Below are 17,357 nucleotides of genomic sequence, written 5' to 3'. Positions count from 1 at the left end.
ACCCTGGCGGGCAGCGGTGTGCTCGGGGACGTGACGCAGCCGTCGGCTTGCGCGGGTTGACTCCAATCGCCGGGCGGGTTCAGGTAGTAAAGATCTCGTGAAACCCGACAAGCTTGGCGAACTGTATAAGCACCGCACCCTGTACCTCGGTGAGGACGGGGAGGGCGAGGTGGTGGCCACCCTGGTGCGGCGCGTCGACTCGCCCAACACCGGCCGGGCCGCGCTGTACATTCACGGTTTCTCCGACTACTTCTTCCACCCGCACGTGGCCGACTTCTTCGTCGAGCGCGGGTTCGCGTTCTACGCCCTGGACCTGCGCAAGGCGGGCCGCAGCATCCTGCCGCACCAGACGCCGCACTTCATCCGGCACATCCCGGAGTACTTCTCCGAGCTCGACGTGGCCTCCAAGATCCTCACCGAGGAGCACCGCCACGACTCCATCGTGGTCTACGCGCACTCGACCGGGGCGCTGACGGCCGCGCTGTGGGCGCACCGGATGCGCAAGCACCCGTGGCTGTCGGGGATGATCTTCAACAGCCCGTTCTTCGAGATCAACATCGCCGAACTGGTGCAGCGGCTGGGGGTGGCGCCGCTGGACATCGCGGGCCTGTTCGCGCCGATGCGGGTGCTGCCGAAACTGGGCGCGAGCCTCAATGTGGAGTCACTACACCGGGATCACAAGGGCGAGTGGGACTTCGACCTGGCCTGGAAACCGCTGGCGGGCACCCCGATCCGCCTGGGCTGGCTGCGGGCGGTGGACCGGGCGCAACGACAACTGCGGCGGGGACTGGAGATCAAGGTGCCGGTGCTGGTGGCCGCCGCGGCCGACACCTACCGCGAGGCACAGTGGAGCGACGCGGTGCACACTTCGGACGCGGTGCTGGACGCGGACGACATCGTCCGCTGGGCCCCGAAACTGGGGCCCGACGTCGACGTCGTCCGCATCACCGGCGGCCGGCACGATCTGGCGCTGTCGCGGGAACCGGCCCGCAGCCTGTTCTTCGGCGAACTGGACTCGTGGCTGCGGTCGCGGTCGCTGATGCCCTAGACCAGACCGAGTGCTCCGGCCATGAGCGGCAACAGCAGCAGGATCAGGATCGCGCCCAGCACGTCGAAGCTGACGCCGGAGCGGATCATCCGGGTGATGGGCACGACGCCGGAACCGTAGGCGATCGCGTTCTGCGGTGTCGACACCGGCAGCATGAACCCGAAGGAGGCCGCGAAGGTGGCGGCCAGGCCCGGGATCAGGATGTTGACGTCGGCCGCCGCGGCGATCGGCAGGATGATCGGCACGACCACCTGCGCCGAGGCCGTGTTGCTGGTGGTCTCGGAGACCACGATCGCCAGCACCACCGCGAAGGCCGTGATCGCGAACAGGCTGGTCAGGCCGAGGGCGTTGGAGGCGGACTTGCCGATCAGCTCCGCCAGGCCGGTGCTGGCCAACAGCGAACCGAAGATGATGCCGGTTCCGAACAGGACGATGGTGCCCCAGTCGATGGCGGCGGCGTCGCTCCAGCGCAGCGTGAACTCGCGGGCCTTCCACGCCACCGGCAGCACGAACAGCAGCGAGGCGCCCAGCACGGCGACGATGCCCTCGTCGAGGCGGTCGCGCACGAAGGTGAAGGTCTCCGACTCCGGACCGAAGATCAGCGCGATGACACCCGGGAAGATCCACAGTGTCACGGTGACGCCGAAGGCCACCAGGGTGTTCTTCTCGGCGCGGGACAGCTTGCCCAGCTTGGCGCGTTCGCCGCGCACGAACTCCTCGACGCCTTCGAGCTTCTTGATCTCCGGCTTGTTGAGCAGCAGCAGCACGACCGCCAGCACCACGAACATGAGCGCGCAGATCGGTACCGCCACGCCCATCCAGTCGAAGAAGGTGATGGGTTTGCCGGTGACCTTCTGGATCAGTTCCCGCCCGATCAGGTTGGGCGGGCTGCCCACCGGGGTCAACAGGCCGCCGACGCTGGCGCCGTAGGCGAGCATCAGGACCAGGGCCGCGCCGACGCGCAGCCGGGTCGGGTCGAAGTTCTTGGCGACGATTTCCTTGCGCTGCAACAGTTTCGCGATGACGGCCAGCAGGCCCAGTGCCGTCGGCAGCAGCATCGCCACGGTCGCGGTGTTGGACACGAAGGCCGACAGCAGACAGGTGATGACGCCGAAGGCGATGATGACGCGGGTGGTCGACTTGCCGACGCCGGGCAGGTTCAGGATGAAGAACGCGAACCGTCGCGCCAGGCCGTGCTTGAGCATCGCCTGCGCGATGATGAACGCGCCGATGAACGTGAACAGGGTCGGCGAACCGAACGGCGCCAACACGATCTCGGCGGGTTTCTTGTCCTCCACCAGTGGTGCCGCCCCGAGGACCACGATGGCTCCGACACCGATGAGACCGCCGATGGGGATCGGCACCGCCTCGGTGACCCACAAGACGATGACACCCAGCAGCACCGCGGCCAGCGTCTGCTGCTCGAACTTCAGGTTCATGGGCAACAGCAGGAACACGAGCGTCACCAGCGGCGCCAGCCACAGGCCGGTGGTGCGGCGCGCCTTCTCGAAGCGTTCCTCGGCCGGTGTCAGCACCTGCTCGCCGAGGCTGCGGTAGGTGGCGTGGCCCAGCAGTGCCTTGTCGACGTCGGTGGCCGTCGCGGCCGTGGGCTCGTTCTTCTCACTCATCAGACAATTCCCTTTCGGGCTTGCCGGTCGCGAGGGCACGCGACCGTCGGCAAATATTCATCTATTCAAGACTGTGATCATGGGTCGGGTCCAAGACAAGTTGACTACCTGACCGTTAGGCTGCGCCTATCAGTGCCCGGTGTGGTCAGGAAGGACTGAATGGACGTCCGCCAGCTCGAGTATTTTCTCGCCGTCGTCGACAACGGCGGGTTCAACCGGGCCGCGAAGGCGCTGTATTTGGCACAACCGTCCCTGTCGCAGGCCATCCGCACGCTCGAGCGCGACCTGGGCAGCATGCTGTTCCACCGCATCGGCAGGGGAGTGGTGCTCACCGAGGCCGGGCGCGCCCTGGTGGAACCGGCCCGGCAGGCGGTGCGCAGCCTGGAGCTGGCGCGCGCCTCGATCGGCTCGGTCACCGGGCTTCGCACCGGACGCGTCGACATCGCCGCGATGCCCTCGCAGGCCGTGGAACCGTTGTCGGGCATGGTGGAGCGGTTCTCGCACCGGCACCCGGGCATGTCGGTGTCGATCAAGTCGGCGCCGTGGCCGCGCGTCGTCACCGAGATGGTCCACACCGGAATCGCCGAGCTGGGGCTGTTGGCGGCGCCCGAACCCGTCGTGGACGCCGACCTGAAGGTGCACGATCTGGGGCGGCACCGGTTCGTGCTCATCTCGGCGCCGGACGGGCCGTTCGCGCCCGGCACCGTCGTCACCCCCGCGAAACTGTCGGGGCAGCGCGTCATCGCCGGGCAGCCCGGCACCGGCATGCGCCGTTACATCGACGACCTCAAGGCCGACGGGCTGGACCTGACGATCGCGGTGGAGACCGAGCACCGCGAGGCGATCCTGCCGCTGGTGCTGCGGGGCGTCGGCTCGGCGGTGCTGACCGAGGCGTGGACGACGCTGGCCGAGAAGTCCGGCGCCCTGGTGCTGGAGCTGGAACCGGCCGCCTACCTGCACGTCGCGCTGGTCAGCCGCGCCGACCGGCTCACCCCCGCGGCGGCCGAGTTCCTCAAGATCGCCACCGACGGATAGGTTTCGCCTATATCCCGCATCGTCACCGCGTCTTGGACGCGGACGGCGTCGGCGCTGTTGAATCGGCCCATGACGACTCACCGTTTGGCCGTGATCCCCGGGGACGGGATCGGCACCGAGGTCACCCCCGCCGCCCAGTCCGTCCTGGACGCCGTCGCCGCCCGGCACGGCTTCGGCTTCGACTACCGCGAGTTCGACTGGTCCTGCGAGCGCTACCGCACCGAGGGCGCCATGATGCCCGCCGACGGCCTGGACCGGCTGCGCGACCACGACGCGATCCTGCTGGGCGCCGTCGGTTCGCCCGGGGTGCCCGACCACGTGTCGCTGTGGGGGCTGCTGATCCCGATCCGGCGCACCTTCCGGCAGTACGTGAACCTGCGGCCGGTGCGCTGCTTCGACGGCGTGGAATCCCCGCTGCGGAACGCCGACGTGGATCTGGTCGTGGTGCGGGAGAACATCGAGGGCGAGTACAGCCAGATCGGCGGCCGCATCAACTCCGGCTTCCCCGACGAGATGGCGGTGCAGGAGACCGTGTTCACCCGCGTCGGCGTCAGCCGGATCGCCGACTACGCGTTCCGCCTCGCCACCACCCGTCGCCACCGGCTGACCTCGGCCACCAAGTCCAACGGCATCGTCCACACGCTGCCGTTCTGGGACGAGGTCGTGGCCGAACGGGCGCAAGGCTTCCCGGACGTCGACTGGGACGCCGAGCACATCGACGCCCTGTGCGCCAAGGTGGTGCTGGACCCGGGCCGCTTCGACGTCATCGTCGGGTCCAATCTGTTCGGGGACATCCTCAGCGACCTGACCGCGGCGGTGGCCGGGAGCATCGGCATCGCGCCCTCGGCGAACCTCAACCCCGAACGCGACTTCCCGTCCATGTTCGAACCCGTCCACGGCTCGGCCCCCGACATCGCCGGACGCGGTGTCGCCAACCCGATCGGCGCCATCTGGTCGGCCGCCATGCTGCTGGACCACCTGGGGCATCCCGAGGCGGCCACGGAGGTGGTGGACGCGATCGCGGCGGTGCTGTCAGAAACTCCACTGCGCACCCCTGACCTCGGCGGCACCGCCACCACCTCGGAGTTCACCGCCGCCATAGTGAAACGGGTCGCGTAGATCACACACGCGCCCGGATGCGGGCGCACTAGGCTCAGCGTTGACATACCCGCCCGGGGACCCCAAGCGGCCCCGAGGATCAAAAGGAGTCAGTCATGTCCGAGCACAAAGAAGTGCCGAGCCTGTACGGTCCCGCCCGCAAGACCAGCCGGGTACGCACCCGCGACCTGAAACTGGCCAAGGAACGCGGCGAGAAGTGGGCGATGCTCACCAGCTACGACCAGTACACCGCCGCGATGTTCGACGAGATCGGCATCCCGGCGCTGCTCATCGGCGATTCGGCGGCCAACAACGTCTTCGGCTACGAGACCACGCTGCCGGTCACGATCGACGAACTGCTGCCGCTGGTGTCCGCCGTGGTCCGCTCCACCAAACGCACCCTCGTCGTCGCCGACCTCCCGTTCGGCTCCTACGAGGCCTCACCCCAGCAGGCCCTGGAGAGCGCGGTGCGGTTCATGAAGGCCGGAGCCAACGCGGTCAAACTCGAGGGCGGCGTGCGGATGCGCGAGCAGATCGCCGCGCTGACCGGCGCGGGCATCCCCGTCATGGCCCACATCGGCTTCACCCCGCAAAGCGAGAACCTGGTCGGCGGCTACCGGGTCGCGGGACGCGGCGAGCACGCCGACTCCGTCCTGGCCGACGCCTACGCCGTCGCCGAGGCGGGAGCCTTCGCGGTGGTCCTGGAGATGGTGATGTCCGACGTGGCCGCGCGGGTCACGAAGGAACTGGAGATCCCGACCATCGGCATCGGCGCGGGCGGCGACACCGACGCGCAGGTACTGGTGTGGCAGGACATGGCCGGCCTGCGCCAGGGACCGGCCCCCCGGTTCGTCAAGCGCTACGCGAACGTCGCCTCCGTCATCGCCGAGGCCGCGAAGACCTACGCCGACGAGGTCAAGAACGGCGCCTTCCCCGCCCCGGAACACGGCTTCCACTAGCCCGGCCAGTGGTGCCCCGACGCTGCCCGGCGGGCCCAAGCTCTCAGCTGCTGCCGGACTGCCGCGACGCAGTCGCGAGTCCGGCGGCGGGCTCCCGTAGGGGTCGGACTTCCGGGTTCGGTCGGGGCCGCGGATCTTTCCGTCCGGGGCCCGACCAAGGTACCGTCTTACCGCATGAAGCCATCTCCGGTTCGCAGACGCGTCCGGCGATTCGCGTACCTGGTCGTGGGCGTCGCCGCGCTGGCGGCGCTCACGCTCGCGTTCGGGCCCAAGGACCCGGCCGCCGCGAAGGATCTGGTGAACCAGGCCGGGATCATCGCGCCCGTGGTCGCCGTCGTCGGGACCGCGCTGGGCATCGTGGTGATGATCCCCCGCACCTTCATGTCCATCGCCTCGGGAATGCTGTTCGGCTGGCTGGCCGGATTCGTCTACGTCATCCTGGGCACCATGCTCGGCGCCGGTATCGGTTTCGCGCTCGGACGGCTGCTGGGCCGCGAGTTCGTGGCCGAGAAGCTGCGCCGCTGGTCGACCGTGGAACCGGGCGAGGCACCCGGCGCCCGCGTCAAGGCGGTGCGCTGGGTCGAGCGTGGCATCGCCAGGACCGACGGCCTGCTGGAACGGCACGGCGTCCTGGGCATCTGGATCGCACGCGTCATCCCGTTGTCCCACTTCGGTTTCCTGTCCTACGCCTGCGGCACCGCCTCGGTGCGGCTGGCCCCGTACCTGCTGGGGACGCTCATCGGCGCCATCCCCGGGTCGCTGGGCTACACCGCCGTCGGCGGCGCCGCCTTCAGCGCCGGGGGACTGTCGCTCGCCCTGGGCCTGGCCGTGGGAATGAACGTGTTCAGCCTCGCGGTTGTGGCATTGGTGCGACGGTTCTTCGGACGCCGTGGCACCGTAGAGGCCGAAACCGGATGAGCGAAGGACGGTAGTTGTGGGCTGGATGCGACGACACTCGCGCGGTATCGCCGCGACGGCATTGACCGCGATGCTGCTGCCGTTCATCGCCAGCGCGCTGGGCACCGCCACCGCGATCTCGTCGATGTACTGGGCGGTGTTCCTGTTCGCCGTCGTGGTCGCGTTCATCGTGTGGAAGCTGTTGACGTCCAGCGACTCCGACCGCGAGTGACGCGCTAACGCGCGGCCGTGGCCTCGCGCAACTGCCGACCGAGCACCTCGTGCGCCTCCACCAGGCTGGGCCCGTGCCAGGTCAGGTGCCGCCCCGACACCAGGCAGCACGGCAGCGGCGCCAGCGCCTCGGGGCCGTCGTCGGCGGTGAACGCGTAGGGCTCGTCCGGCAGCACCGCCAGGTCGGGCCGCCGCGCCAGCATGTCCTCCACAGTGGTCTTCGGGTACGGGGTGGCGGAGTCGTCGAAGACATTGGACACGCCCAGCCGCGCCAGCACGTCCCCGGCGAATGTCCCCGGACCCAGCACCATCCACGGTTTGCGCCAGATCGGGATCACCGCCGAGCGGGTCAGTGGCTCGGCTCGCGTCCACAGCCGACGCGCCCGTCCGATCCACTCCGGCTCCCCGACGCCCAGCGCCGCCAGCATCGCGGCGGCCGAGTCACACGCCTGCGGCACCGTCTTGGGGAAGCTCACCCACACCGCGATCCCCGCCGCCCGCAATTCCTCTACATCGGACTTGCGGTTCTCCTCCGCGTTGGCCACCACCAGATCCGGACGACACGACAGCACCGCGTTCAGCTTCGGGTACTTGCTGCCGCCCACCCGGGGCACCGCCAGATCGATCGGATGATCGCAGTAGTCGGTGGCGCCCACCAACAGCCACGGCGCCGCCAGCGCGATGGTCTCGGTGGCCGAGGGCACCAGCGACACCACCCGCCTCGGCGGACCCGCCAGGTACTCGACGCCCAGGTCGTCCCTCATGCCGGTACCGATCCGGACGCGACTTCGTGTGGCGATTGGCCGGACGTGCGCTCCATGGCGTCCATACTGTCACCGGTGGCCCCCGAACCCGGGGAGGGACGGCACGGGAATCCCCCGTCGGGGGCGAAACAACGCCGAAACAACGTGGGAGCACACTGATAGACCCCGAAGGAAAGGAATGCGTCGTCGTGGAACGCCAGCAGGAGTTCGTACTGCGCACGCTGGAAGAGCGTGACATCCGGTTTGTCCGGCTGTGGTTCACCGACGTGCTGGGCACCCTGAAATCGGTGAGTGTCGCCCCGGCCGAGCTGGAGTCGGCCTTCGACGAGGGCGTGGGTTTCGACGGCTCGGCGGTGGAGGGTTTCGCCCGCGTCTACGAGTCCGACATGGTCGCGATGCCCGACGCCACCACCTTCCAGGTCTTCCCGTTCGAGGGCACCGGCATCGGTGAGAGCGCCCGGATCTTCTGCGACATCGTCACCCCGGACGGCGCGCCCAGCTGGGCCGACCCCAGGCACGTGCTGCGTCGGGCGCTGGCCCGGGCCGCCGACGCCGGGTTCACGTACTACACCCACCCCGAGATCGAGTTCTTCCTGTTCGAGGATCCCGTCAAGGGCAAGCCGCCGGTCCCGGTCGACGAGGGCGGCTATTTCGACAACACCACCCACGCGGTGGCGCGGGACTTCCGGCGGCAGGCGATCCTGGCGCTGGAGCGCATCGGGATCTCGGTGGAGTTCAGCCACCACGAGGTGGCGCCGGGCCAGCAGGAGATCGACCTGCGCTACGCCGACGCGATGGCCACCGCCGACAACATCATGACGTTTCGGCACGTGGTCAAGGAGGTGGCGCTGTCGGCGGGGGTGCAGGCCAGTTTCATGCCCAAGCCGTTCACCGACCAGCCCGGCAGCGGGATGCACACGCACCTGTCGCTGTTCGAGGGCGAGGACAACGCCTTCCACGACCCGTCCGACGACATCAAACTGTCCAAGACGGGCAAGGCGTTCATCGCGGGGCTGCTGAAGCACGCACCGGAGTACACCGCGATCACCAACCAGTGGGTGAACTCGTACAAGCGGCTGTTCTCGATGCCGCTGGCCAATCGTGTCAACGAGGCCCCGGCGTATGTCTGCTGGGGACACCGCAACCGTTCGGCGCTGGTTCGGGTTCCCGCGTACGGAAAACCCAACTCGGCGCGGGTGGAGGTGCGGTCCCTGGATTCGGCGACGAACCCGTATCTGGCGTTCGCCGTGATGCTCGGTGCCGGTCTGCGCGGCATCGAACAGGGCTACGAGCTGCCTCCCGGCACAGAGGACGATGTGTGGGCGCTGACCGATCGCGAACGCCGGGCGGCGGGCTATCGGCAGCTTCCCGCCAACCTGGCCGAGGCGATCGACGCGATGGCGGATTCGGAGCTGGTGGCCGAGGTTCTCGGGGAACAGGTCTTCGACTTCTTCCTCAAGAACAAGCAGGCCGAGTGGGACGACTACCGGTGCCAGGTCTCGGCCTATGAGCTGAACCGATACCAGGACCTGTAGGCCCGGGTCCTACTGTCCGGCGAAGAACTGCGGGTTGTCGTCGGCGGGCGTGCGCGGCCGGGGAGCGATCCCCAGCGACGCGATCTGCTTCTTGGTCGCGGCGACGTGGCGTCCCTCGGTCCAGGCGGTGAGGATGGCCCCCACGGCGGCCACGACGACCACCCAGCGGGCCAGGTCGTTGACTGCCAGCGCGAAGCCCGCGCCGCCGACCACCATGATCCCGGTGGCGAGGGTGGCCGCGACGGCCAGCGGATGGGCTTGTCGGCTCGATCTGAGCGGTTTTTGTCGCATATCAGACACAACGATTCAGCTCCCGCAAAGCCACGGTGCATGTGCAGATTTCGCCGAAGTGGGTGACTAACCGTGTCCATAAACCGGTTGAACAGGGCATAAACATGGACAAAAACTCAATAAGTGAAAGAAGGGACGACTTTTGAAAGCGCCGTCACCGTTCGCGTGACGGCTCGTTGCGTTCTTTAGCAAGACGGTGTACAACAAAAGTCAGAGTGAACATCTATTCCTTGTTCGCCACAATGGATTGCCGCATCAGGTGGATTTCGCGCGGTCCGTACGGCCGCCGGGAACTGGCACCGCCTTCTACCCCGTATGTATTAGCTCTAGCAGGACGGTGGGGTCCGAAATGGAGTGGTCAGAACGGCCTATAGGTCGCCGAGTCGCCTATTGGCGACAACGACGTGGAATGTCCCAGCAGGTCTTCGCCGACGCGATCGGCAAGTCCAAGAGCTGGGTGGACAAAGTAGAACGGGGAGTGCGCACACTAGACAAGTACTCGGTGCTCAACGAGATCGCCGACGCGCTCGCGATCGACGCGCAACTGCTGCTCGGCCGGGACACCCCGCGTCGCGACGATCGCTACAACTGCATCGACCAGTTGGAGGTCAACAGCATCCGGGCCTCGCTGGAGCGCTACGAACGACTGGGCCGGTACCTGGGCGCCGCCGCGCTGGAACCCGTCTCGGTCTCCGAGTTGCGCAAGTCGGTGAAACACGCGTGGTTCGCCTTCGAGGGCGCGAACTATCCGGTGCTGGCGCGCACCCTCATCGAACTGCTGAAGTCCGCGCCGATCGCCGAGGAACACGCCCCCGAACACGAGAAGGCCGAGGCGGCCGGACTGCTGACGCAGGTGTACCAGATCGCCTCCTCGGTGCTGCGCAAACTCGGTGAGGCCCAACTGTCCTGGCTGGCCGCCGACCGGGCCATCGGGGCGGCGCAACGCTGCGACGACCCGCTGCTCATCGGCATCGCCACCATGCGGGTCGGCAACGCGCTGCGGTCCCTGGGCCGCCACCAGGCCGCCCTCGACCTCAACGTCCAGGTCGCGCACGGACTGATGACCGAGATCGGCTCGGCCGCGCGCGCCCAACCCGAAGCCCTGAGCGTCTACGGAATCCTGCTGTTGCAGGGCGCCATGGCCGCCTCGCTGTCGGGGGACACCGCGACCACGCGGGACCTGCTGAACTCGGCGGGCCGGGCCGCCAGCCGGGTGGGGCCGGGCGTCAACCACTACTGGACCTCCTTCGGGCCCATGAACGTCGAACTGCACCGGGCCGCCTCGGCGGTGGAACTGGGCGACGGCAGGCTGGCGCTGCAGATCCACGAGCGACTGGACCGGGCCGAGCTGGAGGGGCTGGTGCCCGAACGCCGGGCCCACCACTACCTCGACCTGGCCCGGGGCTGCGCCCAGATCGGCGAGTTCGACAAGGCGGGCCGGGCACTGGTGGCCGCCGATCGCAACGCCCCCAGCGAGATCCGGTGCCGCCCCATCGCCCACGAGGTCATCTCCGACGTGCTGCGCCGCACCCGGGGCTCGGCCCCGCTGCCGGTGCGGCAGCTCGCCGACCGCATGGGCATCGCCGCGTTATGCCGTTCCAGCCGGTGACCTCGCAACCGGTGCTACAGGTGATCGTGTGCGGTTCCCCGTTGGCCGCCGACATCGGCGAGGTGCTCGTCCCCGCGGTCCGCGACGGCTGGGACGTGTGGGTGGTGGCCTCGGAGTACGGCATCCGGTTCCTGGACGCCGATGCCGCCGAGGCCGTCACCGGTCATCCCGTCCACTACCGGTATCGGCATCCCGACGATCCGGTGGACGTCCCGTACGCGGACGCCATCGTGGTCGTCCCGGCCACCTGCAACACGCTCGCCAAATGGACCGCCGGAATCTGTGACACGCTGGCACTGGGCCTGCTCGTCGAGGCATACGGCCGCGGTTGCCCGGTCACCGTGGTCCCGTTCAGCAACCGCGCCCAAGCCTCCCATCCCGCCGTCGTGGACAGTATCGGGCGGCTGCGCGGCTGGGGCGTCAACGTCCTCTTCGGAGACGACTTCTTCCCGCTGCACGAACCCGGTACCGGAACCCAGGTCCAGCGGGCCTTTCCGTGGGGGCGCGTGCGAGAGGAGATAGCCCGGATGCGCTCGTCGGCACCGTGTCGGCCCTGGTCGAAATCCGGGTGACGGGTCGATGGCTACTCGGTAGAGTTGCCCCCTGACGCCAAGTCCGACAAGGGAAAGCCCTCCGGCAGAGTCTGGCGCGACCGATCGCACCCGCATCACATGGTTCGTCCTTTGTCCTCGGTGAATGGAGGACCCGTGCGTCTCGAACAGATCATCTCCCGCTATCACCCGGATTTTGACGTGGCCGAAGCGCGGCTGGGGCTCGGTCTCGACGGTCTCGTCTATCTCGTCTACGCCAGAACCCATCCGCTGGGCCACCTGATCCGGGTGGATCCATCCGGCAACGGGCTCCGCGAGGCGATCGTGGGCACCTCGTGCGTCGCCGTCGCGGCCACCGCCGACGGCACCGTCGCCGTCGCGGAAGTCGTCGGCAGTGCCCGGGTCACGTTCTGGGACAAGAACCTCACCGCCCAGGGGCAGGTCGGCGACTTCCTCCACGACGGTGGGAACACGCTGGCGCCCTCCGACGTCCAGGCCGGACCGTCGGGTGACTTCTACGCGATCGACCAGTACCGGCTGAAGGTCCGGCGGATGAGTCCGCGTCGCGGGGTGGTCGACACCTTCGGCCTCGAACGGCTCAATGTGGTGGCCGGTGTGAATCAGCCGGTCGGACTGCGGGTCGACGAGGAGCGCGGGCGGCTGGTGACCGCGTGGAACTCCGCGGTCATCTGGGCGTCCGACTTCGACGGTACACCACTGTGGACCAAACCGATCGCGTTCCGGCCCGCTGGCCGGTTCCTCGGGGCCTACGACCTGGCGGCCGACGGCAGCGTTCACGTGCTGGAGTCCGGCAACCGGGTGCGGGTGTTCGGGCTCGACGGAGTCGAGCGGCCCGCCGAAGCCGTCACACTGAAGGGCTCGGCGCTGCCGGTGACCTATCTGCGGGTGCACGGCGACGAACTCGTCGTCAAGCGCGTCGACCGGGAAACCCTGTTCGAGGTGTACGAGCGCGGCACCGGCGAGCTGCGGCGCCGGGTACCCGCCGAACTGGAGCGGTTGACGGCCGAGTATCCCGATCCGGTGTGGGAGGCGGGAAAGCCGGTCCCGCTGACGATAACCCACGACAGTGGACCATACGGCTCCGCTCCGGGCTTCCGGGCGTGGCTGCGACCGCTGGGGGTGCCCGAGTTCACCGCGCTGCCGATCACCGGGCAGACCGTCACGCCGTCCGCCGACGCCGGGGGGCTGTACCAGTTGCGGGTGTCGCCGGACCTGCGCGGTGGCCTCAGCGAATACGTGCTCGACGGGGTCGTCGAGGTCCAGAAGAAGGACGCGATCGGGACGATATCGATCCTGACCAAGCGAAACCGGTTCTACTTCGGCAAGGGCGAGCCGATACCGTTCACCGTCGAAGCCCGCACCACGAAGACCCCGCCGACCGCCGTCACCGTACGGGTGCGGCACGGCGACGACACCGTCAAGGAAGTGCCGGTGACGCTCGACGCCGGGACGGGCGACGCCCGGCTCACCGCCGCGGACACCGGGACCCTGACACCCGGACGGTACACACTGGACGTCGAGGTGCCCGGCTTCACCGTCGCCCCACAGTATCTGGAGCTCGGCCCCGGGATCGCCGTCCGGCCGACCTTCCACATCACCAGGCACGGCGACTACAAGGACAGCCTGCCGGTCGATCGTCGCGTCAAGGGATTCGCCAAGCCGTCGATCTTCGCCGACCTGCCCGACGACATCGACACCCACCTCGTCCGCAGCCGGAAACTGGGCATCAACCTGCTCATCGACCGGCTCGGCAAGGGCAGCTTCCTGCCCCGCTTCACGCCGATCATCGCCGACAAGGCCACCCACGACCGGCTGGTCCGGAATCCGTCCGGCGTGTCACCGGGCAAAGTGGAGTTCGAGGACGCCCTGTGGCGGGCGATCGCCGGATACGGCGCGTACGGCATTGAGGAGCAGTCGATCCTGCTGACCATGGACGCCGGGCTGCCACTGGGAACGTTCGGCGACACGCGAACGCCCGCCGAGATGCTGCTCGACATCGAGGACGTCGTCAACAAACTGCGGGACTACCCCGCGTTCCGGGGCTGGAGCTGGGCGGCCAACTGGTGGCTGATCAAGCTCGGGGCCGCCGCCGCCAAGGACGAGACCGAGCGCCAGGAGTACGTCAGGGCGCTGGCGGCCGCGAAGGAGACCGGAGCCTGGGCCACCGTGCTGGACACCGTCTCCGATCGGATCTGGGACCTGAAGGTCGCCGCCGAGGCCCTGTTCCACGACAAGCTGACCGCCATCGCGCCCGGCCAGATCAGCGCCATCACCGGGCCGTACCGCGCCCTGGGCACCCACCCGCCGGTGAACTTCGCCAACGCCGACGAGGTGGACCTGCACTACCAGGCCGAACAGATTCCGCCGCCGTTGACCGGGGCGCACCAGGTCGACTTCTACCGCCGACCCGGCAAACCCGCCCGGGGCCACCCGGAACCGCGCAACGACGACGGCACCGGCGCGATGTTCGCGGCGGCGCTGTTCCCCATGGCGATGCGGGGCGTCGACGGCACCGGGTCCGCCAGTCCCTTCGGCGACGTCGGCTCCGCGCACGGCGGCGTACTGGCCGGGGATCCGCGCTCGGACGGCACCGGCCCCCGGCCCGGCGATGTGCGCTCGGGCGGGGCGGGCAAGACCACGATGCTGCGGGCGATCCAGCGCACCATCGCCCGGTACGGATCCACGATGGCCGGCACCGAGCCCGCCGACGCGATCGCGATCGTCGTGTCCAGCCGGATGCAGCGCATCGACGAGGCGTCCGGCAACGGCGACTTCGGCGGCTACTTCAGTGCGCTGTTCGAGGCGTACAACACCTGCCTGTACGCGCACCGGCCCGCGTCCTTCGTGTTCACCGAGGACCTCACCCCCGACACCCTCGCCGCATACCGGGCCGTCCTGGTGGTGGGCCAGAAGGTCACCCTCGAACCACCGCTGGCGGCGGCACTGGACGCGCTCGACTCCGACGCGGTGAAGGTCTACTTCGACGACACCTGCCGCCCCGAGCTGATGCCCGGTTATGCGCAGCGACTGGGCGTGAGCTTCAACCGGGTGGCGACCGACCCGAGCGCCAAGGACGACTCCGCTCACTGGCGGTTCCGGGAGTACTTCATCACGCATTCCGAGACCCTGCGCGAGCTGCTGGACGACGTGGTGCCGCCGGTAGCCGGGTGCGACAACCCCGAGGTGCTGCTGAGCGAACGCCGCGACGGCGAGGTCCGGTACGTGTGGGCCGTCAACAACACCGTGCTGGACTGGGAGCCGGGACTGACGTGGCGGGTCAGCATGTTCGCCGCTCACCGCGTACCGGTCGTGGCCGAACTCGACCTGCGAGTCCCGTTGGGATACAAGGTCTTCGACGTATACGCGGGCAAGACGGTGGGAACCCTGGGCGGCAAGGTGACCGCGGACCTGCGGACCATGCCGGTGCGGTTGTACGCGATCCTGCCGCTGCTGCACCCGCTGCCGGAGCACCGGACCCCGGTGGCGCAGGACTGGTTCGGTCCGCACGTGCGTGACATCGCGATCGCCGACGACGGGCGCACCGGGGTCCTCAGCTGCTTCAACTGGGACCACAATCTCTACGGCCTCGACCTGCGGACCGGCAGTACCCGCTGGCGCGAGAAGGTCGGTCACTTCTTCGCCTTCGGCCCCACCGCTTACCGTGGAGGAATCGCCGCGCAGGGATACGATGTGGACTCCCCGGAGGGATACCACCTGTACCTCGTGAATCCCGCTGGTGAGGCCGAGCGCCGATTCGCGCTGTTCGGCCTGCCCAAGCGGGCCACCGAGTGGTCGACCCCCGAATGGGGGCTCGACACCGGTCTCAACAACTTCGCGGTCTCGCCGGACGGCGCCTGGGTCGCCACCTGCGGCGACCTGGGGCTGGCCGTGTGGGATCGCGACGGAACCCGGCGGTGGACCGACGCATGGTGGTCCGACCGGCGGGATCCATTGCGGCTGCTGGCTTTCGACGCATCGACGTTGCTCACCTACGTCCGCGGCACCGTGACCGCGCGGGCCGCCGCCGACGGAGCTACACTGTGGAGCCTGCGGCTGGCCGAGACCGGTCACCTCCAGGGGGCCGCCGTCAGCGCCGACCGTTCGACGCTGTTGTTCTGGTCCACGACCCTGGGCGGCCGGATGTTCGTCGTTCGCGACCAGACGGTGACGAACACGATCGCCACGGGCCCGACCGACGAGGTCTCGGTGTCGGCCGACGGTTCGCTCATCGCCACCACCGCCGACCGGCAGCTGCTGGTGTGGGACGCCAACGGTGGTCTGGTGTGGACATATACCGGTGACGACCTGCTGCGCCGCCCCGAGGTCTCGCCCGACGGCGAGCGGATCGCGGTCGGCAGCGAACTCGGGACGCTGACCGTGCTCGACCGCCACGGCGCCATACTGTGTGAGAAGGACCTGCTGTCGCTGCCGGTGTCCACCTGGCTGCCGGGCGGGGATCTCCTGGTGGCCACCTGGACCGGCGAGGTCACCCGGTTCGACGGCGATCTCGACGTCCGATGGTCCACGAAACTGGCGCCGACCGAAACCGACGCGGCGGCGAAGCTGCGAGCGCCGGACCCGACACCGACGACCCGCGTGACCGGCTGGGGCAACGCCGAGGACATCCCGCTGTCCCTCACCCCCAACCTGCTGGCCGCCACCAGGGCCCTGATCAATCCGCTGGGATCGGTGAACGACGTCCCGTACACCTATACCTGGCGCCATCCGCTGGCACTGCTGCGCGACGGCAAACCGGACGCACCGCCGACGCCGTGGCTACAGTGGAACATCATTGGCGTCATCGACAGCCCGGTCTACAAGAAACTCGCCGTCGACATCGACGCGGTCGTCCACCGGATGCACGTCACCGGCGTGACCTTCGCCGAGGACCCGGACCATCCCGAATCGTGGCTGCGCGACGTCCGGCTGCGGTACTGGGACATCGAGGCGGAAGCCTGGCGGGACGGGCCGATGCTGCTGTCCGACGCGCCCCTGCACAGTCACGTGCTGCCCACGCCGATCGACGCGCGCAGGTTCCAGCTCGTCACCACCGGCGGCGGATCCTGGCCCGTGGGGAACCTGCGGCTCGGGGAACTCGTCTTCCACGGCAGCGTCCTGGGATCGTCCCATCCCGACGTGATCCACGACCGGCCCGCGGCGGTGCTGTTCGACGAGCAGCGGCGGCTGGAGACCCTCGTGAACTCGCCGTTCGTCGACTACCACTATGGAGACGCGGTCGGCGACGGTCGGCTCAGCATCGAGCTGACCGGGGCCGTGGCGGTTCACCCCACCCATCAGTCGCCGTACCCCCACCGGATTCCGGACTGGGATTTCACGATCGTCGAGCATCCTTCGGCACCGGGGCAGTACCGTCACCTCCAGTTCGCCTGGAAGGCGACCTCGGGGGACACGACCGGTATCCGGATCCGGATCGGGCATGAGTGGCCGGGCGCCGCGGTGGACGTCGTCGTCGGCGACGATCCCGGTTTCGGCCGTCCCCCGTTCGCCGAGGTCCGGGTACCCGGCGACAGGCCGCCGACCCAGTGGCGCACGGTCCGGCTCGACCTGTGGGCGTTGAAGGTGCCCGACGTACAGGGCCTGAGTCTGCGCGCGACAGGCGGCGGCGCCCGCTTCGACCAGTTCGTGCTCGGGCGTACGCCCGCCGATCTGCCCGAGGAGCTGTGACCGGT

General features: G+C 68.8%; 13 protein-coding genes. 10 read left to right on the top strand and 3 right to left on the bottom strand.

The features are described from left to right. The first annotated feature begins 97 nt into the window (after positions 1–97). Complete coding sequence (locus SNAS_RS23875; RefSeq protein WP_013020042.1) at positions 98–1,048, top strand: alpha/beta hydrolase; 951 nt, start codon at positions 98–100, stop codon at positions 1,046–1,048. On the opposite strand, the gene SNAS_RS23870 is transcribed toward SNAS_RS23875, so the two are convergent. After that, positions 1,045–2,676, bottom strand: coding sequence for an SLC13 family permease (locus SNAS_RS23870; protein WP_013020041.1), 1,632 nt, complete (start codon positions 2,674–2,676; stop codon positions 1,045–1,047). The two genes, SNAS_RS23875 and SNAS_RS23870, sit on opposite strands and share 4 nt — an antisense overlap. Positions 2,677–2,835: 159 nt before the next feature. On the opposite strand from SNAS_RS23870, the gene SNAS_RS23865 reads away from it, so the two are divergent. From SNAS_RS23865 to SNAS_RS23845, 5 genes are all read left to right on the top strand, one after another. Continuing rightward, positions 2,836–3,711 (top strand): LysR family transcriptional regulator, encoded by an 876-nt coding sequence (locus tag SNAS_RS23865; RefSeq protein WP_013020040.1) that lies wholly within the window; start codon positions 2,836–2,838, stop codon positions 3,709–3,711. A gap of 69 nt (positions 3,712–3,780) precedes the next feature. Next, on the top strand, positions 3,781–4,830 hold the full coding sequence (locus SNAS_RS23860) for a tartrate dehydrogenase (RefSeq protein WP_013020039.1): 1,050 nt from the start codon (positions 3,781–3,783) through the stop codon (positions 4,828–4,830). 95 nt (positions 4,831–4,925) lie between these two features. Then, entirely contained in the window at positions 4,926–5,768 is an 843-nt protein-coding gene (panB, locus tag SNAS_RS23855; RefSeq protein ID WP_013020038.1) for a 3-methyl-2-oxobutanoate hydroxymethyltransferase, read from the top strand. Positions 5,769–5,942: 174 nt separating this feature from the next. Further along, positions 5,943–6,686: a TVP38/TMEM64 family protein gene (locus SNAS_RS23850; RefSeq protein WP_013020037.1), complete on the top strand. Its 744-nt coding sequence runs from the start codon at positions 5,943–5,945 to the stop codon at positions 6,684–6,686. A 25-nt stretch (positions 6,687–6,711) separates the two neighbouring features. Next, positions 6,712–6,897 (top strand): hypothetical protein, encoded by a 186-nt coding sequence (locus tag SNAS_RS23845; protein WP_144300616.1) that lies wholly within the window; start codon positions 6,712–6,714, stop codon positions 6,895–6,897. A 4-nt stretch (positions 6,898–6,901) separates the two neighbouring features. Here the strand turns inward: SNAS_RS23845 and SNAS_RS23840 are convergent, their stop codons facing one another. After that, entirely contained in the window at positions 6,902–7,660 is a 759-nt protein-coding gene (locus SNAS_RS23840) for a helical backbone metal receptor (protein ID WP_013020035.1), read from the bottom strand. A 188-nt stretch (positions 7,661–7,848) separates the two neighbouring features. On the opposite strand from SNAS_RS23840, the gene SNAS_RS23835 reads away from it, so the two are divergent. Then, positions 7,849–9,195 carry a glutamine synthetase family protein gene (locus SNAS_RS23835; RefSeq protein WP_013020034.1) on the top strand — a complete coding sequence of 449 codons (1,347 nt, stop codon included), beginning with the start codon at positions 7,849–7,851 and terminating at the stop codon, positions 9,193–9,195. A gap of 9 nt (positions 9,196–9,204) precedes the next feature. On the opposite strand, the gene SNAS_RS23830 is transcribed toward SNAS_RS23835, so the two are convergent. Then, on the bottom strand, positions 9,205–9,486 hold the full coding sequence (locus tag SNAS_RS23830) for a hypothetical protein (RefSeq protein WP_041625136.1): 282 nt from the start codon (positions 9,484–9,486) through the stop codon (positions 9,205–9,207). 349 nt (positions 9,487–9,835) lie between these two features. Between SNAS_RS23830 and SNAS_RS23825 the strand changes: the two genes are divergently transcribed. The 3 genes from SNAS_RS23825 to SNAS_RS23815 all read left to right on the top strand — a co-directional run bounded on the left by SNAS_RS23825 (position 9,836) and on the right by SNAS_RS23815 (position 17,352). Further along, positions 9,836–11,095, top strand: a complete 1,260-nt coding sequence (locus SNAS_RS23825; RefSeq protein ID WP_041625135.1) for a helix-turn-helix domain-containing protein — start codon at positions 9,836–9,838, stop codon at positions 11,093–11,095. Further along, the gene (locus SNAS_RS23820; protein ID WP_211207233.1) at positions 11,092–11,667 is read left to right on the top strand and encodes a flavoprotein; all 576 of its coding nucleotides are present in this window, start codon (positions 11,092–11,094) and stop codon (positions 11,665–11,667) included. Before SNAS_RS23825 ends, SNAS_RS23820 begins: the two co-directional genes overlap by 4 nt. Before the next feature lie 135 nt (positions 11,668–11,802). Beyond that, positions 11,803–17,352, top strand: a complete 5,550-nt coding sequence (locus SNAS_RS23815; protein WP_013020030.1) for a hypothetical protein — start codon at positions 11,803–11,805, stop codon at positions 17,350–17,352. Positions 17,353–17,357 lie beyond the last annotated feature (5 nt).

It is taken from the genome of Stackebrandtia nassauensis DSM 44728 (assembly GCF_000024545.1).
Lineage (GTDB): Bacteria > Actinomycetota > Actinomycetes > Mycobacteriales > Micromonosporaceae > Stackebrandtia > Stackebrandtia nassauensis.
Note: the sequence above shows the minus strand (reverse complement) of the source record. Positions and strands in the feature narration are given on the sequence as shown.